The 25,883-nt window shown below is 72.0% G+C and carries 23 protein-coding genes; 8 read left to right on the top strand and 15 right to left on the bottom strand.

Going from position 1 to position 25,883, the window contains the following annotated elements; translation table 11 throughout:
• Positions 1–45 precede the first annotated feature (45 nt).
• Complete coding sequence (locus tag OERS_RS03815; RefSeq protein WP_139107684.1) at positions 46–2,007, top strand: O-antigen ligase family protein; 1,962 nt, start codon at positions 46–48, stop codon at positions 2,005–2,007.
• Positions 2,008–2,094: 87 nt separating this feature from the next.
• Here the strand turns inward: OERS_RS03815 and OERS_RS03810 are convergent, their stop codons facing one another.
• The 4 genes from OERS_RS03810 to OERS_RS03795 form a co-directional block, all read right to left on the bottom strand.
• Positions 2,095–3,039 carry a cation diffusion facilitator family transporter gene (locus tag OERS_RS03810; RefSeq protein ID WP_068624574.1) on the bottom strand — a complete coding sequence of 315 codons (945 nt, stop codon included), beginning with the start codon at positions 3,037–3,039 and terminating at the stop codon, positions 2,095–2,097.
• 133 nt (positions 3,040–3,172) lie between these two features.
• On the bottom strand, positions 3,173–3,397 hold the full coding sequence (locus OERS_RS03805) for a Trm112 family protein (RefSeq protein WP_068624572.1): 225 nt from the start codon (positions 3,395–3,397) through the stop codon (positions 3,173–3,175).
• 10 nt (positions 3,398–3,407) lie between these two features.
• Positions 3,408–4,868: a phosphomannomutase/phosphoglucomutase gene (locus OERS_RS03800; protein ID WP_068624570.1), complete on the bottom strand. Its 1,461-nt coding sequence runs from the start codon at positions 4,866–4,868 to the stop codon at positions 3,408–3,410.
• Between the two features lie 35 nt (positions 4,869–4,903).
• Positions 4,904–5,257, bottom strand: a complete 354-nt coding sequence (locus OERS_RS03795) for a DUF3499 domain-containing protein (RefSeq protein ID WP_056646034.1) — start codon at positions 5,255–5,257, stop codon at positions 4,904–4,906.
• 110 nt (positions 5,258–5,367) lie between these two features.
• On the opposite strand from OERS_RS03795, the gene OERS_RS21930 reads away from it, so the two are divergent.
• Complete coding sequence (locus tag OERS_RS21930; RefSeq protein WP_322788277.1) at positions 5,368–5,928, top strand: metallopeptidase family protein; 561 nt, start codon at positions 5,368–5,370, stop codon at positions 5,926–5,928.
• 2 nt (positions 5,929–5,930) lie between these two features.
• Here the strand turns inward: OERS_RS21930 and OERS_RS03785 are convergent, their stop codons facing one another.
• The 3 genes from OERS_RS03785 to OERS_RS03775 form a co-directional block, all read right to left on the bottom strand.
• Positions 5,931–7,688, bottom strand: coding sequence for a DUF5719 family protein (locus OERS_RS03785; RefSeq protein ID WP_068624568.1), 1,758 nt, complete (start codon positions 7,686–7,688; stop codon positions 5,931–5,933).
• A gap of 5 nt (positions 7,689–7,693) precedes the next feature.
• Positions 7,694–11,137, bottom strand: a complete 3,444-nt coding sequence (locus OERS_RS03780) for a glycosyltransferase (protein WP_083201206.1) — start codon at positions 11,135–11,137, stop codon at positions 7,694–7,696.
• A gap of 148 nt (positions 11,138–11,285) precedes the next feature.
• Complete coding sequence (locus OERS_RS03775) at positions 11,286–11,615, bottom strand: WhiB family transcriptional regulator (protein ID WP_056764226.1); 330 nt, start codon at positions 11,613–11,615, stop codon at positions 11,286–11,288.
• Between the two features lie 154 nt (positions 11,616–11,769).
• Between OERS_RS03775 and OERS_RS03770 the strand changes: the two genes are divergently transcribed.
• The 4 genes from OERS_RS03770 to OERS_RS03755 all read left to right on the top strand — a co-directional run bounded on the left by OERS_RS03770 (position 11,770) and on the right by OERS_RS03755 (position 15,172).
• A complete protein-coding gene (locus OERS_RS03770) occupies positions 11,770–12,570 on the top strand; it encodes a TIGR03089 family protein (protein WP_068624564.1) in 801 nt (266 codons plus the stop codon).
• Between the two features lie 75 nt (positions 12,571–12,645).
• Complete coding sequence (locus OERS_RS03765) at positions 12,646–13,518, top strand: glycosyltransferase family 2 protein (protein WP_068624562.1); 873 nt, start codon at positions 12,646–12,648, stop codon at positions 13,516–13,518.
• A 26-nt stretch (positions 13,519–13,544) separates the two neighbouring features.
• Positions 13,545–14,411 (top strand): glucose-1-phosphate thymidylyltransferase RfbA, encoded by an 867-nt coding sequence (rfbA, locus tag OERS_RS03760; protein WP_068624624.1) that lies wholly within the window; start codon positions 13,545–13,547, stop codon positions 14,409–14,411.
• 140 nt (positions 14,412–14,551) lie between these two features.
• Positions 14,552–15,172, top strand: a complete 621-nt coding sequence (locus OERS_RS03755) for a dTDP-4-dehydrorhamnose 3,5-epimerase family protein (RefSeq protein ID WP_068624561.1) — start codon at positions 14,552–14,554, stop codon at positions 15,170–15,172.
• Between the two features lie 51 nt (positions 15,173–15,223).
• Here OERS_RS03755 and OERS_RS03750 read toward each other — a convergent pair whose 3' ends face one another.
• From OERS_RS03750 to OERS_RS03715, 8 genes are all read right to left on the bottom strand, one after another.
• On the bottom strand, positions 15,224–16,345 hold the full coding sequence (locus OERS_RS03750; RefSeq protein WP_197487109.1) for a glycosyltransferase family 4 protein: 1,122 nt from the start codon (positions 16,343–16,345) through the stop codon (positions 15,224–15,226).
• A 13-nt stretch (positions 16,346–16,358) separates the two neighbouring features.
• Positions 16,359–17,951 carry a DUF2142 domain-containing protein gene (locus OERS_RS03745; protein ID WP_248948333.1) on the bottom strand — a complete coding sequence of 531 codons (1,593 nt, stop codon included), beginning with the start codon at positions 17,949–17,951 and terminating at the stop codon, positions 16,359–16,361.
• Positions 17,952–18,030: 79 nt separating this feature from the next.
• Entirely contained in the window at positions 18,031–18,483 is a 453-nt protein-coding gene (locus OERS_RS03740; RefSeq protein WP_068624555.1) for a DUF2304 domain-containing protein, read from the bottom strand.
• Positions 18,480–19,217, bottom strand: coding sequence for a glycosyltransferase family 2 protein (locus OERS_RS03735; RefSeq protein ID WP_068624553.1), 738 nt, complete (start codon positions 19,215–19,217; stop codon positions 18,480–18,482). The genes OERS_RS03740 and OERS_RS03735 overlap by 4 nt, the downstream gene beginning before the upstream one ends.
• Positions 19,218–19,279: 62 nt before the next feature.
• Positions 19,280–20,374 (bottom strand): UDP-N-acetylglucosamine 2-epimerase, encoded by a 1,095-nt coding sequence (locus OERS_RS03730; protein WP_068624551.1) that lies wholly within the window; start codon positions 20,372–20,374, stop codon positions 19,280–19,282.
• A 227-nt stretch (positions 20,375–20,601) separates the two neighbouring features.
• A complete protein-coding gene (locus tag OERS_RS03725) occupies positions 20,602–21,588 on the bottom strand; it encodes a Gfo/Idh/MocA family protein (protein ID WP_068624549.1) in 987 nt (328 codons plus the stop codon).
• Position 21,589: 1 nt separating this feature from the next.
• Positions 21,590–22,690, bottom strand: coding sequence for a DegT/DnrJ/EryC1/StrS family aminotransferase (locus OERS_RS03720; protein ID WP_068624547.1), 1,101 nt, complete (start codon positions 22,688–22,690; stop codon positions 21,590–21,592).
• Complete coding sequence (locus tag OERS_RS03715; RefSeq protein ID WP_409365915.1) at positions 22,687–23,277, bottom strand: acyltransferase; 591 nt, start codon at positions 23,275–23,277, stop codon at positions 22,687–22,689. Before OERS_RS03715 ends, OERS_RS03720 begins: the two co-directional genes overlap by 4 nt.
• A gap of 198 nt (positions 23,278–23,475) precedes the next feature.
• On the opposite strand from OERS_RS03715, the gene OERS_RS03710 reads away from it, so the two are divergent.
• Both OERS_RS03710 and OERS_RS03705 read left to right on the top strand, forming a co-directional pair.
• Positions 23,476–24,540: a glycosyltransferase family 2 protein gene (locus OERS_RS03710; protein ID WP_083201204.1), complete on the top strand. Its 1,065-nt coding sequence runs from the start codon at positions 23,476–23,478 to the stop codon at positions 24,538–24,540.
• Positions 24,537–25,820 (top strand): polysaccharide biosynthesis protein, encoded by a 1,284-nt coding sequence (locus OERS_RS03705; RefSeq protein ID WP_068624544.1) that lies wholly within the window; start codon positions 24,537–24,539, stop codon positions 25,818–25,820. The genes OERS_RS03710 and OERS_RS03705 overlap by 4 nt, the downstream gene beginning before the upstream one ends.
• Positions 25,821–25,883 lie beyond the last annotated feature (63 nt).

Below are 25,883 nucleotides of genomic sequence, written 5' to 3'. Positions count from 1 at the left end.
TATGTCATGCAGCGTGGGCTCGTGAGGAGCCACTAGTCTCGTCCGGTGCCTCCACCCGATCCCCGGCTCTCGGGCCCACGCCGTCCTGCCGTCGTCGGTGCGGTGCTCGCCGCCGTGCGCGACGGCCGTGCGGCGCTCCTGCTGATGGCCTGCGTCCCGCTCGTCCTCCTGCCAGGAGGGCTCGACCGGTTCACGCTCCCCAAGCTCGCGGTCGCGGCGTGCGCAGTCCTGGCCGCGGTCCCCGTGGCCCGCCGCGGCACGCTCCCGCGGACCGTCGCCGTCCTGCTCGGCCTGGGCGCGGCCTGGCTGGTGGTCGCCGCCCTCGCCTCCGACGCGCCGTTCGCACAGGTCGTCGGGCGATGGCCGCGCTACGAGGGGCTCGTCGCCCTGCCCGTGTACGTCGGAGTCGTCTGGGCCGGGGCGCGCGTCCTCGGACCAGGCGCCCCCGACCGGGTGATCTTCGCCTGGGCAAGGATGCTCTCGGTCGTGTCGGTCGTCCTCGGCGTGGTGAGCGTCCTCGAGGCGACCGGTCTGCGACCGACGGGGGGCGACGTCTCCCGCCCCGGTGCGCTGCTGGGCAACGCGACCGACCAGGGAATCTGCGGGATGGTCCTGCTCGCGCTCCTCCTGCCGTACGTCGTCTCGACCCTGCCGTCGGCCTCTCCGCACGGCGTCCCGGGCCGGACCGTCCGACCTCTCCCGCTCGCCGGCGCGCTCGCCGCGATCACCGTGGTCGTGGCGTCCGGGTCGCGAGCCGCGCTGCTGGGCACCGTGATCGTCGGTGCGATCCTCACGGTCGCGCCGCGGCTGCGGCCGCGGGGGTCCGTACGTCTCCCCTCGCAACGCTCGACCACGACCGTCCTGGCGCCGCTCGTTGCATCCGGCCTGGCGCTGTCGGGCGCCCTGCTCCTCCCCGCCTCACGTGCCCGGCTCACGGGCGAGGACCCTCTCGCCGCGGCCACGACCGAGGGGCGCATCGACCTCTGGGCCTCGATACGGCACCTGGTCGAGGACCGTCCGCTCGTCGGGACCGGACCGAGCGGCCTCGTCGACGCCTATCCGACCTACCGGTCCAACCTCGCCGTCGGAGCCTCCGACCCCTCGCTCGCCCTGGACTCACCGCACGCCTGGCCGCTCCAGGCCGCCGTCTCGGGCGGGGTGCCACTGCTCCTGGCCGCGCTCGCGCTCGCGCTGACCGTGCTCGTCGTCGGGGGCCGCGCGGCCTGCCGGGAGAACGTGCGGACCGACGTACGCCCCCCAGGGTCTCAGGACGCTCGGAGCCTGCTCCTCCACGGCTCGCTCGCGGCCGTGGTCGGCACGACCTTCGCGCTCAGCACGCACTTCACGACGATCGGCACGGTCACGCTCGTGGGCCTCGCCGCGGGAGCGCTGGTCTCCGGCCCGCACGGCGCACAGGGGACGGACGCGCAGAGCTTCACGGTACGTCGGAAGCCGTGGACGACGCCGCTCGCTCTGGCCACGGGCGGGATCTTCTGCGCGGTGCTGCTCCTCGCGTCGGCCGGCGAGATCCCCCTCGCCCGCGCGACCGCGGCCGCGGCGGCCGGCGACGTCGACGCCGCGGAGTCCGCGTTCGGCCTCGCCCAGGCGCTCCGCCCCTGGGACGGAGACGTCGCCCTCATCGCCGCACAGACCTTCTCGGCCGGGTCGGAGGCCGGGCACGAGCCGTCTGCGCGAGCAACCGTCGTGTGGGCCGAACGCGCCCTGGAGAGCCACCCCTCGTCCTCCGAGGCCCGCATCTCGCTGGCGCTCGGGCACCTCGCGCTGGCCGACCCGGTGGCGGCCGCGTCCGTCCTCGACCAGGTCCTCGAGCAGGGTGAGGATCCCCGGGCGCGGCTCCTGCGCGGTGTCGCCGCGGCTCGGACAGGAGACCTCGACCTCGCCCGCGCGCACCTCGACGTGGCCGCAGGGAACCCTTCGACCGCCGACCTCGCGCGGCAGAACCTTGCGGTGCTCGAGTCGGTGTCGGGTGCAGGTCACCAGTCGTGATCACGGAGCCTCGTCGTGCCCCGACCAGACGACGACGGCGGTCGCCCCCGGCGTGGGAGCCCGCCCACCGTCGTCGGACGGTGAGGACTACGTCCGAGCTGGAGGGGCCTCAGCCACCGGCTCCGCACGGCGCAGGTCCGGCTCGAGATAGATCACGCGCGCGATGGGGACGGCCGTACGGACACGGGCCTCGGCCGCGTCGATGGCGCGGGCGATCGAGGCGGCGTCCGCTGTCGCGGTGACCTCGATCTTCGCGGCGACGAGCAGCTCCTCGGGTCCCAGGTGGAGCGTCTTGAGGTGGATCACAGAGGCCACGCCCTCTCCGACGAGGGCCGTGCGGATCGCGTCGACGTTCTCGCGCGTCGCGGACTCACCGAGCAGGAGCGACTTGGTCTCGACGGCCAGGACGACCGCGATGAGGACGAGCAGGACGCCGATGCACGCAGTCCCCGCGGCGTCCCAGCGCCCGTCCCCCGTGACGAGCGTCAGACCCACTCCCCCGAGGGCCAGCGTCAGGCCGACGAGCGCCCCGAAGTCCTCGAGGAGCACCACGGGGAGCTCGGGAGACTTGGCCGTACGGATGAACGACGGCCACGACTGCTGCCCGCGGGCAGGGTTCGACTCGCGGACCGCGGTGCGGAACGAGGTCGATTCCATGACGATCGCGGCGAGCAGCACCGCTATGGGCACCCACTTCCACTCCGTGATCGGATGCGGGTCCTCCCACTTGTGCCACGCCTCGTAGAGCGCGAACAGACCGCCGACCGTGAAGAGCACGATCGAGACGATGAAGGCGTAGACGTAGCGCTCGCGCCCGTAGCCGAACGGGTGCTCCTCGTCTGCGGCCCGCCTGGCCTTCTTGCCCCCCAGGAGCAGGAGCGCCTGGTTCCCCGAGTCGGCGACCGAGTGGACGCCCTCGGCCAGCATCGACGACGCCCCCGTCAGGAAGAACGCGACGAACTTGGTGACCGCGATGCCCAGGTTCGCGAGCAGGGCAGCGACGACCGCTTTGGTGCCGCCGTGAGCCGACATGATGCGATCCCCTTCGCGACGGACGTCCGGGGGGCGGAGCCGACCGGAGTGTGCTCGGCCCCGTCGCACCGAAGCGCACCGGGAACCCGAGGGGAAGCGTAGCCCGCGGCGACGGGACGCTGGGGCGACGTCTCTACAGGGCGCGCGCGTCGCCCTCGAGCAGCACCGGGATCCCGTCGCGGACCGGGTAGGCGAGCGGGCGCTCTGCGTCCGTCGAGTGGAGCTCGGGGCTCCCGTCGGGCCCGGTGCCGTCGACGAGTGTCGCTCCTGTCACGGGGCAGCGCAGCGCCTCCCGGACCCAGGCGTCGAGGGTGACGGCTCCACCTGCGGGGGTCCCCGCCGTCGTGTCCTTGCTCATGTGCTCGACCTCAGCTCTCGTTCTCGGTGGCGCGCACGAGCGACAGGACGTCGTCGCGCACCTTCTCCATGATGTCCTCGTCGGCGGCCTCGACGTTGAGACGCAGGAGCGGCTCGGTGTTGGACGCGCGGAGGTTGAACCACCACTGCGGGTGGGAGTCCCAGTGGGAGACCGTGAGACCGTCGAGCTCGTCGACGACGACCGGCCCCGCCCCCTCCTCGGTCACGTACGCCTGGACCACACGAGCCCGGGCGGCCGGCACGTCGGCCACCTCGGAGTTGATCTCCCCGCTCGAGGTGTACGGCTCGTAGACCTCGCCGAGCGCCGAGAGCGGGTGCTCCTGCCCGCCGAGCGCCGCGAGCACGTGCATCGCCGCGAGCATGCCCGTGTCGGCGAAGAAGAAGTCACGGAAGTAGTAGTGGGCGCTGTGCTCGCCGCCGAACACCGCGTCGTTGTCGGCCATCTGCGCCTTGATGAACGAGTGGCCCACGCGCGTCCGCACGACCTTCGCGCCCGCCGCCGACATGAAGTCCGGGACCGCGCGCGAGGTGATGAGGTTGTGGATGATCGTCGGGACCCGCCCGGCGGTCTTCTCGCGCTCGACCTCGCGCAGCCCCACCAGGGCCGTGATCGCGGACGGCGACACGGGGTCGCCGTGCTCGTCGATCACGAAGCAGCGGTCGGCGTCGCCGTCGAACGCGAGGCCGAGGTCCGCGTCGTGCTCGACGACCGCGGCCTGCAGGTCCACCAGGTTCTTGGGGTCGAGCGGGTTGGCCTCGTGGTTCGGGAACGAGCCGTCGAGCTCGAAGTACAGGGGCACGACGTCGAGCGGCAGCGCCTCGAGGCCCGCCGCGGTCCCCAGGACCGCAGGAGCGGTGTAGCCGCCCATGCCGTTGCCCGCGTCGACGACGACCTTGAGCGGGCGGATGCCGCGCAGGTCCACGAGCGAGCGCAGGAAGGCCGCGTAGTCGGCGAGCATGTCGCGGTCGGTGATCTCGCCCCGGCCCTCGACCGGGGCGGGCAGCTCGCCGTCGAGGTACTCCTGGGCGAGCTCGCGCACCGCGACCAGGCCTGAGTCCTGCCCCACGGGCCGTGCACCGGCACGGCACAGCTTGATGCCGTTGTAGACGGCGGGGTTGTGCGAGGCCGTGAACATGGCCCCAGGGATGTCCAGCGCGCCGGACGCGTAGTAGAGCCCGTCGGTCGAGCACAGGCCGATCCGGATCACGTCCACGCCCGCGTCGGCGAGGCCCTGCGCGAACGCGTCGACGAGCTCTGGCCCGCTGTCACGCATGTCTCGCCCGACGGCGACGCTCGGCCGGGCGGGCGGCTCACCGGGGATCGCCTCGGGCAGCACGACGACGCGTGCGAAGGCCGCGCCGATCGCTCGGGCCACCTGGGGGTTGAACTGGTCCGGGACCGTGCCCCGGACGTCGTAGGCCTTGATCAGCTGGGTCAGGTCGATGGGCACCGGATCAGCCTAGCCGGGACGGCAGGACCCTGCGTTCAGTCGCCCTCGGCGCGCAGGACCCGCAGGTGACCTCGACGCCCGACCTCCGTGACGTCGTCGGGCTCCGCGCCTCGACGCGTGCGCCCCGCCTCGCGGACGGCCTCGGCCAGCGCGGACAGGTCGTCGTCGCTGGGCCCGGTCTCCTCGAAGTGCTGCGTCAGCCGCACGACCTCCCACCCACGGGGGGCGGTGAGCCGCTCGGCGTGCTCGGCGCAGAGGTCGTAGCTGTGGGGCTCGGCCATGTGGGCCAGAGGCCCGAGCACGGCGGTCGAGTCCGCGTAGACGTAGGTGAGGGTCGCCACCGACGCACGGGTGCATGCGGTGCGCGAGCACTGTCTGACGGATCTCACGCGCTGACACTACGCCCTGCACGATGGCCGCGATGCCATACACGCCGATCCCCGTCCTCGCGACCGGTCGGCCCGGGCACGGCACGCAGCCGTCCTCTAGGCTCGGAGACGTGCCCGCCCACCCCTCGTCCTCCCCCTCCCCCACCCCGCACGGGCGCCGTCGACGCCCCGAGCGGGCCGCGCCCGACGCGCCCGCACCCCTCGTGGCGTCGCTGCGCATCCCGGCCCGCGGGCCCGACCTCAACGACGCCGGGCCGCACCCGCGTCGCCGCGACCGGCGCGGTCGCGGGATCCGGGGCCCTCTGCTCCCGCCGTCGGCACCGGCGAACCGCACGCGCGGCGAGAAGTTCGACGCGCACGTGATCGCCACGATCGCCCTGCTCGAGCGCAGCTGGTCCAAGCAGCTGCACGGCACCGAGTTCGCGGTCGAGGACGTCCCGCCCTCCGACCCCGCGCCCTGGGAGGACGCCGGGGTGCCGCTCGGCCGGTACTTCCCCGCCGACTCCGGGCAGCCCGCCCGGATCGTCGTCTACCGGCGCCCCATCGAGTCCCGGGCGTTCGACGACGACGACACGGCTGACCTGGTGCGTGACGTCGTCGTCGAGCAGGTCGCGCACATGCTCGCGCGGACCCCCGAGGAGATCGACCCGCGGTACCAGGGCGGGCACTGAGGTCAGTCAGGCAGGCCCGCGGTGCTGGTGGCGCGGACCGCGACCGTGCCCTGGCTCGACGCGGGCGGCACCGGGACGAGCACCGACAGCAACGAGCCGGGCGCTCCCTCGGCCGCGCCGGCCACGGGAGCACCCGCGCTCGCGAGCACCGACCACACGGGCACCGGGCCTTGCTGCGTGGCCCCGCCGGACGTCTCGCTCGCGTCGAGCGTGAGGACCGCAGGCTCGTTCCCGCCGCCGAGCTCGAGCGCGTCCAGGCCGACCGTCGTCCCCGCCTCGACCGCGAGAGCGGTCTCGCCGAGCAGGGTGCCGTCGGCCCCGTAGGCGCGCAGCGTCCCGCTGAACGTCCCGGTCGGGGCTGCGTCCTCGCCGCGCTCCGGGGGCGTCGAGGGCACTGCCCCGACGCGCACGATGCTGCTGGTGCCAGGGACCAGCGTCACGGTCCCGCGGTCGGTCGTCCGGGCCGAGGTGGGCTCGATCGTCCCGGCCGCCCCGGACGCGTCCTCCGCGGCCGACGACGCCGCCGGTGCCGGGTCGAGCGCGGTCGCCGCGACCCACGCACGGTCGACCTGCGGCGTGTCGTCGAGCGAGTCGGGGACCGGGTCTCCCGCGCGCGCCTGGAACGCGCCGGCCACGACCGGCACGGTCGAGTCCACCACGACGGTGTAGTCCCCTGCGGGCAGCCCGCCGAGCGCCACGTCCGTGACCGCACCGGGGGTGAGGTCCTGCTCCTCGCCGCCTCGCAACCGCACCCGCCCGTCGGTGCCGTAGACCGTCACGGTCGCGGTCCCCGCCTCGGTCCCCGGAGCGAGCAGACGCAGCTGGGGCGCCAAGGGATCCTCGACGGACTCGCCCGCGCTCGTGACGCCGAGCGCGAGCGCCGTGGTCGGCTCGGCCCCGGGGGTCACGAAGTCGACCCCGACCGGCACCAGGCCGTCGAGGGTGCCGTGCTGCAGGTAGGCGGCGACCGTGCCGCCCGTGGACTCGACGTGCACGGCCAGACGGCGCTGCTCGGGCGCGACCGCCTCGACGAGGGTCACGACCTCCTCGCCGGGCGGGACGAGGTACTGGCCGCCCCCGCTCAGGACGACGGGACCGCCCGGCCCCCAGACGCTCAACCGCACCGTGGCGGGCGTGCGTCCGGGGTTCTGGAGCACGAGCTGCGCGCTGCTGCCGACCTCGGTGCTCCCCCCGACGAGCCACTGGCTGATGTCCGGCACCGAGCAGCTCGCCGCCGCGAGACCGCGCAGGTCCCCTGCTGCCGTCACCGAGCCCACGGACGCCGCGACCCGGGTGTCGACCGGCATCCCGGCACCGACGCGCAGCACCTCGCTGTCCGTCACGTCGGCCAGCGAGACCGTCGTGGCGCCGTCGCCCTGCTCGAGCGGCGAGGCGTCCAGCGCGTCGAGGCCCGTGAGGTTCACGGGCGTGTCCCCCGGGTTCGCCGTGCCCGCCCCCGCACCGCCGACCACCGCCGCGCGCAGGGCCGTCGCGGTCTCGACGGGAGCCGCGCTGAACTGCGCGTCACCCACCTGCGCCGTGTCCGCGAGGCGCACGGGTGCGGGGCACACGAGCACACGCTCGGGCGTCGACGCCTCGATCTGCTCGACGTCGGTCGAGACCGCGCCCGGCGCGGCACCCCACCCCTGAGGAACGCCGACGGCGGCCACGACCCCCGTGAGCGCGACAGCCACGAGGCCCGTGGAGATGGTCGCGACCCGGCGTAGGGCAGCGCGCGGGTGCGAGCGTCTGGTGGTCACAGGTACTACCTCGTTCCGGTCCGACGACGTCCCACCGGCACGGCGAGGAGCACGAAGATCAACAGGGTGACCCCGGCGGCGACGAGCCACGGGAGCCGGTGCGCGGGGTCGTGCTCGATGCTGAGGAACCCGCCGTCCGGGCCGAGCAGGAAAGCCTGGCGCCCGTCGACCTCGGCGCGTGGGAGGTTCCGGCCGTCGAGCGTGGCCGTCCACCCCGGGTCGGCCGTCTCGGCGAGCACCACGGCGCGCGTCTGCGCACCGGGCTCGACCAGGGTCGCCACGGTCTTGTCGTCGGTCGGGAGGAGACGCTCGACGGAGACCGCCTCGCTCGCCTCCTCCCCCGCGGCCGGGGTCGCAGGGAGGGCGTCCACGACGCGCGCCCAGGCGGGCGCGTCGGTCTCCGCCGGACCCGGCGCGACGCGCCACAGGACGCCCGACTGCCCCTCTGTCACGCGCTCGAGGCCAGGCACCATGTCGAGGCGTGCCACGAGCTCGGCGCGCTCACGTGCGGTCGTCGGGTCGGGGGCCGGCTCGGCGGGGATCAGCACCGCCCCGACCGCCAGGTCGGCGAGCCCGGTGGCGGCGTCGGACGAGCTCCCGGAGGCCATGGCGGCGACGAGGTCAGGGACGGGCCCTTGAGCGGACGACGGGTCGCCCATGGCGTGGACGTGGACGACGCTCGACGAGTCGATCATCTGCGGACCGTCGCCACGGAGCAGCGCGTACTCGAGCACCCCACCGGGCCCCAGCTCGATCGAGAGCACGCGCACCTCGCGCTCGGAGTCCTGCATCTGCTGGCCCACCCTGGGCACGACAGGTTCGGTCGTGACGGTCAGGTCGCCGACCGCGCCGACCCGCTCGGTCGCGGACAGCACCCACGAGGTGAGCGACGCCGCGGGGACAGCGAGCGCGACGAGCGCCAGCAGCCCGACGGCGGCGGCCCGCCATCCCGCACGCGCTCGGCTCCGCGGGGTGGCGGTCGGGATCGGACGGACCGGGCGGCGCAGGGCCGGTGCGCCGAGGAGCGCAGCGCCAAGGAGCGCCAGGAGGATCACCGAGACCCCGACCCCGGGCCACCCCGTGATCGCGCCGTGCTCACCGACGGCGACCTCCACCGAGCCCGCCACGGCGGCCGTCACGAGGCCGAGCACGGCGACGAACCAGGCGCTCACGACCGCTGCTCCTCGCCGACGGAACAGCGCCACGAGCGCGAGGGCGGCAACGAGCACACCGGTGGCGAGCGGCGCCCAGCGGGCGGCCTCCCCCAGGGCGCCGACGTCCAGGTCGAACCAGGCAGAGGCCTCGACCGGCTGCCCGAGCAGCTGCTGCCAGGCGGGCGCGGCCACGGCCTGCACCGGGGCGCCCGGGTCCGCGAACAGGAGTCGCCATCCTCCGTCGTCCCAGGTCGTGACGACGCGCCACCAGAACGGGACGAGCAGGACGATCGACGGGAGGAGCACCAGGAGGAGGTACCTGCGGTGCTGTGCGGCTGCCAGGGCGACGACGGACAGCGCGAGGGCGGCGACCGGGAGCAGCACGGGTGCACCGCACACCGCGACGAGCAGCGCGAGTGCCGCCGCGGCGGCCGCCCCGATGGATCCCTGGCGCCGGCGCCGGGCCGTACGGACCACGCGGGGGGCCGTCGGCGTCGTGCCGACCTCGACCACGGACCTGTTCACGAGCGCGGGAGCGACCTCGTCGCGGGCCTGGACGCCGAGCGCCCGCAGCACCCCGAGGGCGACCCAGGGAAGCGCGGCGTGGGCGACGAGGGCTCCCAGCCTGCCGTCGCCGAGGGCGATCACGAGCGAGGGTGCCGCGACCCAGACCACGGTCGCCCAGGCACGCAGCCACACCGAGCGCGTGACGCCACCTGCGGCGAACCACGCTCCGAGCCCCGCGACGAGGAACGACGTCACCACGAGCACGCCGATCACAGGCTGTGCAACGCCTCCGCCGAGGAGCGAGGCCGACAGCAGGAGAGTCGTGAACGGGTCGGCCGGACCTGCAGCCCCCATCCCCTCCGCGATCCAGCCTCCGGTGGCCGCCTGCCAGGTCTCGGCGAGACGGCCCTGCGCGGGCAGGAGCGCCCCGCCGACGAACCGGCCCCCTGCGCCGAGCACGGAGAGCAGCGGGCCGAACACGACCGCGGTCACCCCGAGCAGGGCGACCACGACCACCGAGAGCATCGTGCGTCGACGACGGGCCAGGGCCCGCAGCTCGGCGCGTTCGAGATCCGTCGGAGCCTCGACGGTCCTGCTCAGCTCGGCGTGCGCGAGGCGGTGGTCCCGACGTTCCCCGAGCACGTCCCGCCAGGTCCCCCGCAGCGGCGCCAGGGCACGACGCGGGAGCGCGCTCGTCCGCCGGATCCTCCTGCGCGAACGTGCGAGCGCCCGGAAGCGGAAGACCGCCCACAACGGCGCCAGGAGCTCGTCGCGAGCCTGTCCCGGGCGCTTGACCGCGAGGCGGTACATGGCCTGGAAGGGGGCCCAGAGGATCATCGCCAGAGCCGCCGGCAGGAGCATCGGAGCGGAGACGCTGACGAGCCGCTGGTGCAGGAGGCTCCGTCGTCGTGCACCGTAGGACGCGTCGACGTCGGGAACGGGAGCTTCGTGCTCCTCGTCCCGCGGGTCCTCCTGTCGAAGCCCCAGGAGCGAGGCCTGCGCATGGCGCACGACCGCCCGAGGCACGACGACGATCCGGTGCCCGGCGAGGCGTGCACGGCGGCACAGGTCGAGGCCGTCCCCGAACACCCCGTGCTCGGGGTCGGTGCCGCCCAGCTCCAGCCAGACCGAGGTCCGCACCAGCGCGCCGGCAAGCCCGACCGCCAGGACGTCCTCCCGTGCGTCGTGCTGGCCCTGGTCGATCTCGTGCTCGTCGATGCCGGTCATCCGACGCCCCAGCGGGGAGATCGTGAAGCCGACCTCGAGGAGCAGCCCGTCGTCGTCACCGCCGGCGTCCCATCGACGCTGCTTGGCGCCTGCGACCGCGACCGTGGCGGAGTGCTCGACGGCGCGCAGCTGCTCGGCCAGGGCGCCCGGCTCGGGAGGGGAGTCGTCGTGGAGCAGCCACAGCCAGGTCGGAGGTGCGTCCTCGCCGCGCGAGGCGAGGGCCGTGTCGACCGCCTGCCCGAAGGACCGGGCGTGCGGGGCCGCGAGGAAGCGCGCGCCGCCCAGGTGCAGCTCCTGGTACTCGCTCATGGCCCGGGACGTGGCCACGTCGACGACGATCACCGCGTCGGGGGCGATCGACTGCGCCCGGACCGCGTCGAGGGTCTCTGGGAGGTAGCGCGTGTGTCCCTGCGTCACGATCACGGCAGTGACCGTGACCGTCGCGGAGGACGAGCCCGCTGCTGCCACCGCGGCATCAGCCGCCACGCCGCGTGCACGCTGCTGCGTTGCACCCGGCTGAGAGAGGGGCCCGGTCACGGTGGTGGTGTCTGAAGAAGTCATCCTGCCGTCATCATGACCCGCGTCCGTCGTGGATCGTGGGACCTCGGCTCGGCAGGTCGCGGACCCGGAGCGCTCGGGGGCGCCCCGCGCTGAGGCCCCGGTGCGACGGCGCGCGGACCCTGGACCTGCTGTGCGGGCAGGGTGCCGGTCAGACCACCCGACGCTTCAGCTTGCGGCGCTCACGCTCGGAGAGACCGCCCCAGATACCGAACCGCTCGTCGTGCTCGAGCGCGTACTCGAGGCACTCGGACCGCACCTCGCACCCCGTGCAGACCTTCTTCGCCTCGCGGGTCGAGCCGCCCTTCTCCGGGAAGAACGCCTCGGGGTCCGTCTGTGCGCACAGAGCACGCTCCTGCCACCCCATGAGCGTGTCGTCCACCACCTGACCGAAGAGCGGCAGCACAGGGGCTACCGTCTCGATCGTCCGACCTGCATCCGAGGGGAATGCCCCTTGGTCCTCGCCCAGCACGTTCCACATGATGCGCCCCTTCATGCCGTTCTTTGGAAACTGCATTAGGGAAATTACACGCGTGTCATGCGCGTCCGTCAAGCCGAAATGTGCTATCGAGCCGATCCCGTGGGTGAAATCACGGAGTCCGCCGCGTCGACGACCGCACCCTAGGCTGGACTCCATGGCCCTCTCCCCAGCACCCGTCGCTCACGTCGCTGACCTGCAACGTCTCATCATCCGAGACCCTGGGCGCCCCCGTGTCACCTGGTACGGCGACGACGGCGAGCGCGTAGAGCTTTCGGGAGCGGTCCTGCACAACTGGATCAACAAAACCGTCAACCTCCTCGTCGAAGAATTCGACGCCGCCCCGGGGACACGAGTCCTGCTCGACCTGCCCCCGCATTGGCGGGCGATTGTCTGGGGCCTCGCCGCGTGGAGGACGGGTGCCACGCTCGTCCTCCTGCCGGACACCGCGGCGAGCGGCGTCGTCGAGCAGGAGGAGGGGGCCGGGGTGCCCGCGCTCCCCGAGCTCGCGCGCGACGTCGACGTCGTCGTGACGTCCCGGCCGGCGGCCTGGACGGGGACGCGTGCGCCCGTCGTCGCCGTGCCGCTCCCCGCGCTCGCCCGTCGGTTCGACGGCGACCTCCCTGCCGGTGCCATCGACGCGGGCTCGGCCGTCATGACCTACGGCGACCAGATCGGCTGGGTCGAGGAGGTCGACCCGGAAGCCGTCGCCCTCGAGCCGGGAGCCGTATCCCACGGCGAGCTGGTCACCTGGGCGACCCGGCTCGGCGACGACGTCGCCCCGGGGGCGCGTGTCCTCGTCCAGGAGGGCGCCGCCTCCCGGCTTCTGCGGCGGACGATGCAGGTCCTGGCCGTCGACGGTTCGGTGGTCGTCCTCTCTCCCGCTCTGACCACGGTCCTCGACCAGGACCCCGAGCGGCTCTCCCGCCTGCGGACGAGCGAGCGCGTGGATCTCTGACGCGCGGGACGCAGAGGCGGGCGCCTCGGTACGTGGTTCGACAGCGTCCGAGGTGTCGATAGGCTGAGCGCCATCATGAGCAGCTCTACCGGCGCAACGAACGCCCTTCGTGTCATCTGCGTGATCTACAACCCCGGGGCAGAGCTCCTCGACTTCGCGGCCTCGCTGAGATCCGCGACGGCTCGCCCGACCGAGCTCGTCCTCGTCAACAACGGCGGCCCCAGCGAGATCGCCGACGCGCTCGCGCGGGAGCCCGGGACGCGGGTGGTCGAGTCAGGGGGAAACCTCGGGTACGGCAGGGCCGCCAACCTCGGTGCCCGCGGCGCCGAGGGGAGCTGGATCGTGGTGGCCAACCCTGATCTCATCTGGACGCCCGGATCGCTCGACGTGCTCCTCGACGCCGGCAGCCGCCATCCCCGCGCCGGTGCTCTCGGGCCCAAGATCCTCAACCCGGACGGGAGCGAGTACCCCTCGGCGCGAGCCATCCCGTCCTTGCGTCTTGGCGCCGGGCATGCCGTCCTCGGCAGGATCTGGGCAGAGAACCCGTACTCTCGCGCGTACCGCAGCGCCAACGAACCGGGCGACGGGTCAGAGCGGGCCGCCGGCTGGCTCTCGGGCGCCTGCCTCCTCCTCCGTCGTGAGGCGTTCGCGGAGGTCGGAGGATTCGACGAGAACTACTTCATGTTCTTCGAGGACCTCGACCTCGGGGACCGCCTGGGGCAAACCGGGTGGAGCAACGTGTTCGTCCCCGCAGCCGAGGTGACCCACGTCCAGGGAGTCTCCTGGAAGAAGGACCCGGCACCGATGATCCGAGCACACCACGTGAGCGCTCGACGCTATCTCTCGAGCCGCTACGACGCCTGGTACCAGGCTCCTCTGCGCTGGTCGGTCTCTCTGGGGCTCAGCATCCGCGAACGCCTCGAGATCCGGAGCGCGCGGCGCCGATGATCGGTCCATGCGGCACAATGGCCCGCATGCGTGGAATCATCCTGGCCGGCGGATCCGGCACTCGTCTGCACCCGATCACTCTTGGTATCAGCAAGCAGCTCGTCCCCGTCTACGACAAGCCGATGATCTACTACCCGCTCTCGACGCTGATCCTGGCGGGCATCAAGGACATCCTCATCATCACGACCCCGCACGACGCGGACCAGTTCCGGCGGCTGCTCGGCGACGGCTCGCAGTTCGGGGTGTCGATCGAGTACACGGTCCAGGCCGAGCCGAACGGGCTCGCACAGGCATTCGTCCTCGGGGCCGACTTCATCGGCACCGAGTCCGCGGCCCTCGTCCTGGGCGACAACATCTTCTACGGCCCTGGCATGGGGTCGACCCTCTCGCGCTATGCAGACCTGGACGGCGGAGCCGTCTTCGCCTACCGGGTCGCGGACCCCACCTCCTACGGCGTCGTCGAGTTCGACGCGGCAGGCAAGGCGCTCTCCCTCGAGGAGAAGCCGACCACGCCCAAGTCGAACTACGCCGTGCCGGGCCTGTACTTCTACGACAACGACGTCGTCGCCATCGCGCGCGACCTCGCCCCCTCTGCGCGAGGCGAGTACGAGATCACCGACGTCAACCGGACCTATCTCGAGCAGGGACGCCTGCAGGTCGAGGTCCTCCCCCGCGGCACGGCCTGGCTCGACACGGGGACGTTCGACTCGCTCGTCGAGGCCTCCGACTTCGTGAAGACGATCGAGCATCGCCAGGGCCTCAAGGTCGGCGCTCCCGAGGAGGTCGCCTGGCGCCGCGGCTTCCTGACGGACGACGAGCTGCGCGAGCGCGCTGAGAAGCTCGTCAAGTCGGGCTACGGCTCCTACCTGCTCGGTCTGCTCGAGCGCGACTGACCAGCCACCACGAGTGCCCGCCCTCGCAGGACGGCGGGCACTCGCCGGCCGCTCCCGGCTTCGGTGGACGACACTAGACTCGACCCTTGGCCGTGGTGGATACCGATCCACCGCACGCACCCGCCTGAAGGAGCCGTCCTGTGGAGTATCGCGAGCTGTCCGTCCCCGGAGCCTGGGAGATCACCCCGAAGCAGTTCGGTGATCCCCGGGGAGTCTTCCTCGAGTGGTTCAAGTCGGAGAAGTTCGAGGAGTCGCTCGGGCACCGCCTCGACCTGCACCAGGCGAACATGTCGGTGTCCTCCGCGGGAGTCCTCCGCGGCATCCACTTCGCCGACACCCCTCCGGGACAGGCCAAGTACGTCACGTGCCCCAAGGGTGCGGTGCTGGACGTCGTGGTCGACATCCGCGTCGGCTCCCCGACCTTCGGTCAGTGGGACTCGGTGCTTCTCGACGACACCGACCGGCGCGCGATCTACCTGGGCGAGGGCCTCGGCCACGCGTTCCTGTCGCTCGAGGACGACTCGACCGTCGTGTACCTGTGCTCGACGGGCTACTCACCCGGTCGTGAGCACGGCATCCACCCGCTCGACCCGGAGGTGGGCATCGAGTGGCCGACCTCGGCGCGGGACGGCTCACCGTTGACTCCGCTGCTCTCGGAGAAGGACCTCGCGGCTCCGGGGCTCAGCGAGGCAGCCGCCCTGGGGCTGCTGCCCACGCTGGACCAGGTCAGCGCGTACCTCGAGACGCTCCGCTCCGCCTGATCGGCTGCGGAGCGACGCAGGCCGCCCACCGACCGCCCAGCAGCCCGGCGGTCAGTGGGCGGCGGCCGCCTCGTAGGTCTCCGCATGGAGACGCGCCGCCGCGGCCCACGTGAATCCGACGGCTCGCTCGGCCGCCGCCTCGGCAAGCATCCCGCGTCGCGCGGGGTCGTCGAGCAGCCCGGCGAGCTCGCGACCGATCGAGGCCGCATCGGTTCCGCAGTAGGCGACCGCTTCGCCGCCCACCTCGGGAAGGGACAGCTCCCTGGTCGTGAGGACCGGGACGTGGCATGCCATCGCCTCCAGGACCGGCAGGCCGAATCCCTCGCCCAGGCTGGGGTAGGCGACCACGACGGCTCCCCCCAGAAAGGCCGGCAGGTCCTCGAGCGGCAGGAAGCCGGTGCGACGGACCGTGAGATGGGCCGGGACCGCCTCGATCGCGGCATCGACCTTGTCGTCCCACCCTCGTCCGCCCGCCAGCAGGAGCGCGGGCGGGTCCACCCGGTCCGTACATGCCGCGACCCAGCCTCGGATCAGAGCGGGCACGTTCTTGCGCGGCTCGAGCGTACCGAGGAACGCCACGTAGCTCGCTTCTGCCAACCCCAGCGATTCCCTGACACGGGATTGCTCGGCCACGGTCGTCGGGTGGAACAGCCCGTGATCGACGCCGTGGTAGGCGACGGTGAACTTCTCGGGGCGGGCCCCGACGAGGCGCACCACCTCGTCACGGGTCGCACGCGAAGGCACGATCAGGCGTGCGGCGCGGCGTGCCGCGACACGGATGGCCGTCCGGAAGAAGACCGCCTTGGAGCGCAGGTGCAGCTCGGGCGTCGTGAAGAACGTCGCGTCGTGCAGCGTGACGACCACGGGGGTACGGGTCAGCAGGGGCATCGTGTAGTGCGGACTGTGCACGACGTCGGGCTTGATGCGTCGGACGAGCATCGGCAGGCCCGTCTGTTCCCAGAGCAGACGAGCCGGTCGCCGGGCCGTCCACGCGGGCGCCGCGACGACGCTCGCGTCAGGGGCGAGACGTCGGTAGTGCTCGACATCGCGATGCTGTACGACGATCGTGAGGTCGATCCCGGCCGCTGCGAGCTCGGGCACGAGCTCGTCGACATATCGCCCGACGCCTCCGCGATCGGCGGGGACGGCCGTGGCGTCGAGGAGGATGCGCAAGGAGGGACTCCGATCAGTTCTGAGGGGCTGCGCGAGCATGTCGAGGCGTGGTCGCTTCGAGGGTTTCCAGGGGTTCCTCGGAAACCGGCACTACGGGAGTCGCTCCGCTCGCGACGGACCTCGATCCCCGCAGCTCGTCGCTCTCGCCAAGGCGGCCGGTGACGTCGGCCGCCCCCGGGACGAGCACACGCGTGGCGAGGACGAGCACGGTGACGAGCGCCGCTGCGGAGATGATGCAGAGCACCTCGGGCGACACCGGTGCGCCGGGCCACCACCACTCGGCAGGCGTCAGGCGCAGCTTCTGCACGTCGACGCCTGTGACGTAGCGGCGGAGGTTGATGTAGATCGCCACGGCGCCCGCGATCGAGATCGCCCCGACGACGAACCAACGCTGGGGCACGGTGAGCGTCAGACCCCGCGACGTGGTCGCGGCAGGTCCGCGCGCCTCGGTAACGAGAGTGGCCACGGCAACCGCGATGATCACCATCGGGAAGATGTACCGGGCCTGCAGCGCAGCGCCCGCGACCCAGGACGTCACCGCGATGTACGTCGGGACGGCGAGGAGTGCGCCGACCGCCACGAGCGACGCGAACAGTCGACGCCGACCGAGGGGCGCGACTCCCACGAACACGACCCCCGCGCAGGCCGTACCCACGAGCACCCAGACGATCGTGGGCATGGTCGTGTCCCCCCAGCCGAGGGCGAACCACCCCAGGGAGCCTGGAATGTACTGGAAGACATCGAGGAAGACCTGAACGACCGGCCATGAACCGCTCGTCCCCTCCTGAGGTGCCTGCACCGCAGAGCTGCCTACCGACAGGAAAACCCTGAGCGCCACGACGAGCATCACGGCCGGCAGCACCAAGCGCAGGAGATTGCGCCAGGTCGGGCGCAGGGAGCGCAGCCCGAGCATCGTGGCGACCACCACGGCGAGCCCGGCGTACACGGCCCCGTCAGCGCGTGAACCGACACTCATGGTGAACGCGAGTACCGCGGTCGAAGCCAGGACGGCGATCGTCGTCCTGGAGCGTGACTGCACGACCCCGTAGAGCGCGAAGAACAGGATGGAGGCGGAGCCGATCGTCCAGCCGCTCGGGTTGATCGACGGGATGAGGAAGGCGCCGAGCGGCACCAGCGTGACCGCGGTGGTCGCCACCAGTGCTCGGCGCACGCGCACGGAGGAAAAGGCGTAGACGACACCGACGAGCAGCGTGAAGATCGCGGCGTTCAGCACACGCATGACGAGGATGCTGCGTTGGACGTCGGGCCCGACGAACTGGCTCATCACCGAGTAGAAGAGCCCCGGGTAGTCGCCTGCGTGCTCGCCGAAGTTGCCGACCTTGGTGACCACGTAGCGGTCAGTCCCGATCAGCTCCACCTCGGGTTGGCAGGTCGCCGCCTTCTCCGGGTCGAACGCATAGCAGACCCTCATCGGCAGCGCCTCCGGCACCGCGAAGACGGTGCCGTCATCATTCGTCAGACAGGCGCCGTCGCGCTCGCCCTCAGCGCACCAGATGCTTGCCATGTGGTAGTTCTCGTCAGGCGTCGCCCCCAGGGGTGACGCAAACGCCCACGTCACCAGAAACGTGAACAGCGCCAGGAGCATCACCCCGGCTCGGAACGCCCTCCGTGGGCGCATCGCTGCGCGCCTGGTCGTCTGCTCGCCGCCGGTCGTCTGCGGCTCCTCAGTCGCCATGATGTCCCCCTGCTTCCTCGTCCACGGCATCCTGCCGAACGTCTTGGCCCTCACCTCGCCCGGGCGTCTCGGTCTTTGCTCCTTCCGGCGCGCAGGACTGCGCCCGAGCCAGCCGGTCGACGTCCAGCCGCAGGAGCGCGATCTCCTCGGTCAGCGTCCGGGCCTTCTCCTCCGTGGCGGACAGCTCGACGCTGAGCTGTATGCAGACCCCGAACAGGACGGCGAGCGCCGAGGCGAACAGCAGGTTGCTCGCGGTGGCCACACCCACGAGGGACGCGATCGACGAGACCGTCTCGGGGAACGCACCGATGATGCACACCGCGACCGCCAGGACGAGCCACACCGCGGCGTACTTCTCCTTGATGCGTCGGGTACGCATGAGCATCAGCAGTACGACGACGACCACGACGCACGTCGCCAGAGCAAGGAAGTAGAGCTTCATGAGTGTTCCGTCGGGAGAGTGACCGGTCGCGTGAGCGCGATGAGCAGTGCAAGGACGGCACGCGCAAGGAAGATGGCGGCCTTGACAGGGTTGTGCGAGGGTGTGCCGCCCGCACGAGGACGCATCGAGACCCCGACCTGGCGCACCCGCAGACCCGAGCGCGCCGAGATGACGAGCGACTCGACGGTGTCGCCGAGGTACTCGGCCGGGTACTCACGCGCGAAGAGCTCGATCGCGCGACGGTTGGAGGCCTTGAACCCTGAGGTCGTGTCCGTCAGCCGTGTGTTCGCGACCCGTGACAGGACGAGCGAGAGGACCCGCATGGCCCACCGGCGCGGTCCCCGCACGGAGTACGCGCCCTCGCCGGCGAAACGGGCACCGATCACGACGTCAGCCTGCTCCTCGGCCATGACCCGCAGCAGCGAGGCCACCTCGGCGGGGTCGTGCTGTCCGTCCGCGTCGAGCTGGACGGCGACGTCGTAGCCCTCGCGCTGGGCAAACTTGTACCCCGCGCGCATCGCCCCGCCCACCCCGAGGTTGACCGGCAGGTCGAGCACCATGGCTCGGCCCCGCCGCGCCACCTGGCTCGTGCGGTCGGTCGAGCCGTCGTTGACCACCAGCACGTCCGCGTTCGGAAGGGTGGCCTGCACGTCGTCCAGGACTCCTGGCAACGCCTCCTGCTCGTTCCATGCGGGCAGGACGACGAGTACGCGACGCTCAGCGGACGAGGGCACAGCTTCCCTCCAGGGGCAGGATCGGTCGAGGGGCGGCGGCCCCGCGGCGGAGTGAGCTCATGTCAGACCTCGAGCCGCTCGATCGCGTCGACCACGACGCGTGAGGGGTGGGCGTCGTCGTCGAGGTCCGTGCGACGGTAGGAGTCGACGTCCTGCAGGAAGTGCCCCAGCCGGGCGACGTCCATCTCGGTGAGGATCGCGTTCTCGCCCAGCCCCTGGTGGCTCTCGGTCTTGAGCCGGTGGATCGCGCACGGGATCCCCAGGTGCGCGCACTCCTGCTGCACGCCGCCCGAGTCGGTCACGACGAACCGGGCCCCGGAGAGCACCGGCAGGAAGTCGACGTACCGCAGCTTGTCCTTGATGACGAACCGGTCGTCGAAGAGCCCCAGCAGGTCGTACTCGACCAGACGCGCCTTCTCGGACTCACCTGCGAAGTACACGATCGGCATCGTCGCCGAGGTGTCCTTGAGCGCGCGGAGCGCTTGCGTGTACGCCTTCTGGTCACGGACCAGCTCGAACCGGTGCAGCGTCGAGAGGCCGTATCCGGCCGGCAGGTCGCCGACCTCGTCGGCGGGTCCGCGTTCCAGCACCAGGCGCACGGCGTCGATGACGGTGTTCCCACCGGTGCACACGACCCCGCGACGCCCCGAGAGGTTCTTCACCTCGACCTCGCTCGGGGCGAAGTGCAGGTGCGCCAGCCCAGAGGTCAGCTTGCGGTTGATCTCCTCGGGCAGCGGGTGCAGCAGGTGACCGCTACGCATCCCGGCCTCGATGTGCCCGACCTTCGCACCCAGCATGCGCCCGATCATCGCGCCGATGAACGTCGTGAACGTGTCCCCGTGCACCAGCACGACCGGCGTGCGACCGTCCGCCCGCAGACGTCGGCGCAGCTCCGCGCGTCGTGAGAGCGTCGTCCGCGCGACACGCGTCACCCACCCAGGCACCTGGGCGGTACGCGCAAGGTTCTTCGCGCTCTCACGAGGCACGAGCCACACGGCGGGATCCGGCAGTTCAAGGTCGCCCAGCACTGCGGGCAGCTCCTGGACGTGCTGGCCCGTGTACCAGATCTCCGGGGCGCTCCCACGGCTGATCAGCTCGTGGTGGACGGGGGCGATCTTGATGAGTTCGGCGGTCGTGCCGACGATGAAGACGATCAACGGTGTTCCTTCCAGGTGACGTGAAGAGCGTACCGGTCCCGGGGCAGAGTCCTGTACGCACGTCCGGGAAGATCCGCGGCCAGGAGCCCGTGCGACGTGGACGCTCGAGTCGCGGGACGGCGAGGCCGACGGCCGGTCGGTGCGGGTCCCGTCCGAAGGCCACGCACGAGGACCGGTGGTGGGTGAGGTGTCCTCGCCCACCACCGGTCCTCGGCCCTCGGTCCGTGTCAGAGCCTGATGGTCTGCCCGGTCCTCGCCGACTCGGCCGCAGCCTCGGCGACGACCAGCGTGTGCACACCGGCAGTCAGGGAGACGACATCGTCGCGGACCCCGAGGACCGCGTCGCGGAAGGCCTCGTGCTCGACCCTCAGCGGCTCACGCTTCGCGTGCGCATACCGGATGATGTCACCCTCGGCGACGCCACGGAACGCGGTGATCGAGTCCCACTCGGTGGGGATGACACCGTTGGCGTAGAAGGTGAGGTCCGCGCTCGCCGTGTCCGCGACGAACGCGCCGCGCTCGCCCGTGACGATCGTCAGGCGCTCCTTCATGGGCGAGAGCCAGTTCACCACGTGGCTCACGATCACGCCGCTGTCCAGGAGCCCGGTGGCCAGCACCATGTCCTCGTGCTCTCGGCCGCTGCGGTGCGCCGTCTGCGCCGAGATGCTGCGGTAGGGCGAGCGCGCGATCCACGAGGTCAGGTCGATGTCGTGCGTGCCGAGGTCCTTGATGACCCCGACGTCCGCGATGCGGGCAGGGAACGGCCCCTGGCGACGGGTCGCGATCTGGTAGACCTCCCCCAGCTCGCCTGCCTCCAGGCGTCGTCGAGCCTCCTGCAACGCCGGGTTGAAGCGCTCGACGTGCCCGACGCAGCCCACGAGACCGGCATCGGTGAACGCCTGCGCCACCCGCCGTCCGGCCTCCGCCGTCGCGGCGATCGGCTTCTCCACCATCGTGTGCACGCCTGCGTCCGCCAGCGCGACGCAGACCTCCTCGTGGTAGACCGTCGGGACGGCGACCATCGCCATGTCGATGCCCGCGGCGACGAGCTCGTCGACATCGCGCAGCACCTCCAGGGGGCCTGCCACCCCGAACGGGTCGCCGCCAGGATCGGCGACAGCGACCAGGTCGACCCCGTCGATCTCCCGCAGGACACGCGCGTGGTGACGTCCCATGCTCCCGAGACCGATGAGCCCCGCCCGCAGGTTCGCCATCTCAGGCACCTGCCTTCACGACGCTGTTGACGCTGGTGACGATGCGGTCGAGGTCCTCGGCCGACAGAGACGGGTGCACCGGCAGGGAGATCACCTGGGCGGCTGCCTCCTCGGTGCGCGGCAGGTGGAGGTCCGGCGCGAAGTGCGCGAGGCTCTCGAGGCGGTGGTTGGGGATCGGGTAGTAGACCCCGCACCCGACTCCGTGCTCCTCGCGCAGGGCCTGGACGACGCGGTCACGGTCCTCGGACACCCGGATCGTGTACTGGTGGTAGACGTGGGTCGCCCCCGGCGCGACAGCCGGGACCACGACCCCCTCCAGGTGCGCGGAGAGGAAGTCGGCGTTGGAGCGGCGCGTCGCCGTCCACCCCTCGACCTTGGTGAGCTGCACGCGCCCGATCGCCGCGTGGACGTCGGTCATGCGCGCGTTGAAGCCGATGACCTCGTTCGCATACTGACGTTCCATGCCCTGGTTGCGCAGCAGGCGCACGTTGCGTGCGATGTCCTCGGTCGCGCACGAGACCATGCCCCCCTCACCGGAGGTCATGTTCTTCGTCGGGTAGAGACTGAACATCGCGAAGGTCCCGAACGACCCCACGCGGCGCCCGTCCAGCATCGCACCGTGCGCCTGTGCCGCGTCCTCGAACAGGAGCAGGTCGTGCTCGTCGGCCAGCTTCTGCAGCGCCGCCATGTTCGCGGGGTGGCCGTAGAGGTGCACCGGCATGATCGCCTTGGTGCGCGGGGTGATGGCTGCGCGCACCGACTCCGGGTCGAGGCAGTAGAAGTCCGGCTCGATGTCCGCGAACACCGGTGTCGCGCCGGTCAGCGCGACCGAGTTGGCGGTCGCCGCGAACGTGAACGAAGGCACGATGACCTCGTCGCCGGGGCCGACACCAGCAGCGAGCAGCCCCAGGTGCAGCCCCGAGGTGCCCGAGTTCACCGCGACGCACGTCTGCCCGTCGACGAGGATCTCGGCGAACTCCTTCTCGAAGGTAGCGACCTCCGGGCCCTGGGCGATCATGCCGCTGCGCAGCACGCGGTCCACGGCCTCGCGCTCCTCGTCGCCGATGATCGGCTTCGCTGCCGGGATCATGCTCTGGCTCATGCTGCCACTACCTCTCTGATGGTGTCGTCGTGCTCTTCGTACCGGACCCCCGTCTCGGGGCACAACCAGTGCTGGCCGTCCTGCCGCAGCGGGTGGCCCGCCCGCCCGACCCAGCCGACCCGCCGTGCGGGCACTCCGGCGACGATGGCGTGCGCCGGGACGTCGCGCGTGACCACCGCTCCAGCAGCCACCGTGGCCCAAGCACCGATCGACAGGGGCGCCACGCAGACCGCCCGTGCCCCGATCGAGGCACCGTCGCCGATCCGCACGCCGACCGCGTCCCAGTCGGAAGCACTCTTGAGAGAGCCGTCCGGGTTGACCGCTCGGGGGTACGTGTCGTTCGTCAGGACGACCCCCGGGCCGACGAAGACACCGTCTCCCAGCACGGCGGGCTCGTACACGAGCGCGTAGTTCTGGATCTTGCAGTTACGCCCCACCTGCACGCCGGTGCCGATGTAAGCTCCACGGCCCACCACGCACCCCTCGCCCAGGCGAACGCCCTCGCGCACTTGCGCCAGGTGCCAGACCTGGCTGCCGTCGCCGATCTCGGCGCCCTCGGCGACGTCCGCGCTCGGTGCCACTCGGATACTCACATCGACCCCACTTCTCACGGCCCTCCGGACCTTTCCAGAGAAGAGGCTAGTCCACCTGGAACCGTCCTCCAGCCGCCCGGGACCTAGGTCCCGGGCGGCTGGAGGACGCTCGGGGCCAAGGTCCCCGTGCGGTGGGGCCACAGCGTGGGGCGCTCGACCGGGAGCCCGCCACGCAACCGCTAACCTAGGGCGGTGACCGCTATTCCAGCCACCGCCCCCCTGCCCCCGGCACCTGCGCTGACGGCGCTCAGCGTGGTCGTGCCCGTGTACAACGAGCAGGCGTGGATCCGCCGGTCGCTCACCGCGATCCTGGAGTCCGGCGACCGGGCCGGCCTTCCGCTGGACGTCGTCGTCGTCGACGACGGCTCCACGGACTCCACCGCAGCGGTCGTGCAGGAGATCGCTGCGCACGATCCTCGCGTGCGCCTGGTCGGCCAGGCGAACGCCGGTCGGATGGCCGCCCGCCTGACGGGTGCCGGCGCCGCGCACCACCCGTGGATGCTCCTGCTCGACGCCCGGGTCATCGTCGATCCCGACGCCCTGCGCTGGCTCGTCGAGCAGGCGCCCGACCTGCCCGAGGCCCGCGTGTGGTGCGGTCACGTGGAGGTCGACACGCGAGGCAACCTGCCCGCCGCGTTCTGGGACGCCTTGGCCCGCGTCGGCTGGCGTTCCTACCTGCGTGAGCCTCGGGTCCTCTCCTTCGGCGGAGAGGACTTCGACCGCTACCCCAAGGGCACTGGTTGCCTGCTCATCGAGCGTGACTACTTCGCTCAGCTCGCCGAGTCCTTCGAATCCCTCTACGACGTCCAGCACCTGGCCAGCGACGACACCCGCCTCCTCCGCACGGCTGCTACCGAGCGACGCATCTGGCTCGCCCCGGACTTCAGGTTCACGTACCACGGCAAGTCGGGCTGGGGTGGGTTCCGTCGGCAGGCCCTCTTCCGTGGGACCACCTTCGTCGACAGCTACCTCGGCCAGTCGACACCGCTCACGGTCGCACTCTTGAGCGCCACCGGTATCGGCTTTGCCCTCGTCGCCACCGCGATGCTCAAGCCCGTCGTCGGCCTTCCAGCCATCGCGCTGGCGTGGGCCGCCGTGCCCGTGGCCGTCGGTGCCGCCGGTGGACGCCGCCGGCACGTGGTCGCTGCCGCCGTCATGACCCCACCCTTCGTCGCACTCTTCGGCGCAGGCGTCCTGCGCGGCTACGCCCTGGCGGCCCGGTCAGCCCTGCGCGCACGCTCCGCCCGCACCTCGTGAGCCTGCTGCAACGCGCCCGCACCTCGGGCATCCTCGGCGTCGGCTCGGCCGTCGCCGTCTCCAGCATCGCGGGGTACCTGCTGCTCGCGGTCGTCGGCCGCACCCTGACCACCTCAGAGTTCGCGCTCTTCATGTCCTTCTGGGGTCTGCTCTTCGGGCTCGCGAGCTCGATGTCGATGGTCGAGCAGGAGGCCGCCCGACAGTCGGCCGGAGGCGAGAAGGACCACTCGGCCCCGATCCTGCGCGTCGCTCTCGCGGCGGGTGCCATCGCCACCACGGTCGCGGCCCTGACGCTCCTCCCGGCGGTCTCCGCCCGTCTCTACGGTCACGCCGAGAGCGGCATGGGAGTGCTCGTGGTCATCGCGACGCTCGGCTTCGCCGCGCAGTTCATGGTGCGCGGGCTGCTGATCGGTGCCGACGACATCCGGGGCTACGCCGGCCTGGTCGTCGCCGAACCCACGTCCCGACTGCTCCTCCTGGCCGTCGTCTGGCTCACGGTCGGAGTCACGCTGGGCTCCGCCGCCGCGGCGGTCGCCGTCGGCGCGTTCGCGTGGATCGGGTGGATCGGTCCCGCTCGTCGGTTGCTGCGTCGAACCCAGGTCCAGGCCGGGTTCGGTGTCCGGTCCTGGCTCGATCCGCTGCGGCGCGCAGGATCGCTCATGCTCGGGGCTGCGCTGACCGCCGCGCTGATCACCGGGTACACGACGATGGTCACGGCCTTCTCGGGAGGGGCACCCGGCGCAGCGGGCGGCGCCGTCTTCGCGGCGCTCACCGTCTCCCGTCTACCGCTCCTCTTCGTCGCCCCGCTCCAGGCTCTCGCGGTACCCACGATCCTGCGCTGGCAGCAGGCCGGTACGAACACCGTCAAGGACGCACACCGCCTCCTCGTGCTCGCAGCGGCCGGCACGCTGGCCATCGGCCTCGTCGGTGGCCTCGTCGCGTGGTTCATCGGCCCGTGGGCCGTCCAGATCGCGCTCGGGGCGAAGTACGTCGTCAGCCCCGCGACGATCGCCGTCCTGGTCTTCTCCGCCTGCTTCCTCGGCCTCCTGCAGCTCGCTTCCGCCGCGCTCATCGCCTTCGGCAGCTACCGCTGGATGGCGACCGTCTGGGCCACCGCCACGGGGACGACCGCACTGTGGCTCCTCCTCAACCCGTTCGACATCGTCCTGTCGGCCGTCGTCGGCGCGCTGGTCGGCCCGGTCGTCGGAGTCTGCGTCGCCCTGGTGGTCCTGTGGCGGATGGTCGGTCGGCAGGTGGGCGCCGTCGCGGACCACGCCTGAACCGCAGGTCGACCTGTCCGTCTCGGCGGCTCCGGGTCGCCGGCGCCGCGGACGCGACGGCAG

The sequence above is a fragment of the Oerskovia enterophila genome (assembly GCF_001692445.1).
Classification (GTDB): Bacteria; Actinomycetota; Actinomycetes; order Actinomycetales; family Cellulomonadaceae; genus Oerskovia; species Oerskovia enterophila.
The sequence above is the reverse complement of the archived record's forward strand: the minus strand, read 5'-3'. Positions and strand labels throughout refer to the sequence as shown.

Coding starts and splice junctions, on each gene's coding strand:
- OERS_RS03810 (WP_068624574.1), bottom strand. CDS start 3,039: ATGTCGGCTCACGGCGGCACCAAAGCGGTCGTCGCTGCCCTGCTCGCG.
- OERS_RS03805 (WP_068624572.1), bottom strand. CDS start 3,397: ATGAGCAAGGACACGACGGCGGGGACCCCCGCAGGTGGAGCCGTCACC.
- OERS_RS03780 (WP_083201206.1), bottom strand. CDS start 11,137: ATGACTTCTTCAGACACCACCACCGTGACCGGGCCCCTCTCTCAGCCG.
- OERS_RS03775 (WP_056764226.1), bottom strand. CDS start 11,615: ATGTGGAACGTGCTGGGCGAGGACCAAGGGGCATTCCCCTCGGATGCA.
- OERS_RS03770 (WP_068624564.1), top strand. CDS start 11,770: ATGGCCCTCTCCCCAGCACCCGTCGCTCACGTCGCTGACCTGCAACGT.
- OERS_RS03765 (WP_068624562.1), top strand. CDS start 12,646: ATGAGCAGCTCTACCGGCGCAACGAACGCCCTTCGTGTCATCTGCGTG.
- rfbA (WP_068624624.1), top strand. CDS start 13,545: ATGCGTGGAATCATCCTGGCCGGCGGATCCGGCACTCGTCTGCACCCG.
- OERS_RS03745 (WP_248948333.1), bottom strand. CDS start 17,951: ATGCTCCTGGCGCTGTTCACGTTTCTGGTGACGTGGGCGTTTGCGTCA.
- OERS_RS03740 (WP_068624555.1), bottom strand. CDS start 18,483: ATGAAGCTCTACTTCCTTGCTCTGGCGACGTGCGTCGTGGTCGTCGTC.
- OERS_RS03725 (WP_068624549.1), bottom strand. CDS start 21,588: ATGGCGAACCTGCGGGCGGGGCTCATCGGTCTCGGGAGCATGGGACGT.
- OERS_RS03720 (WP_068624547.1), bottom strand. CDS start 22,690: ATGAGCCAGAGCATGATCCCGGCAGCGAAGCCGATCATCGGCGACGAG.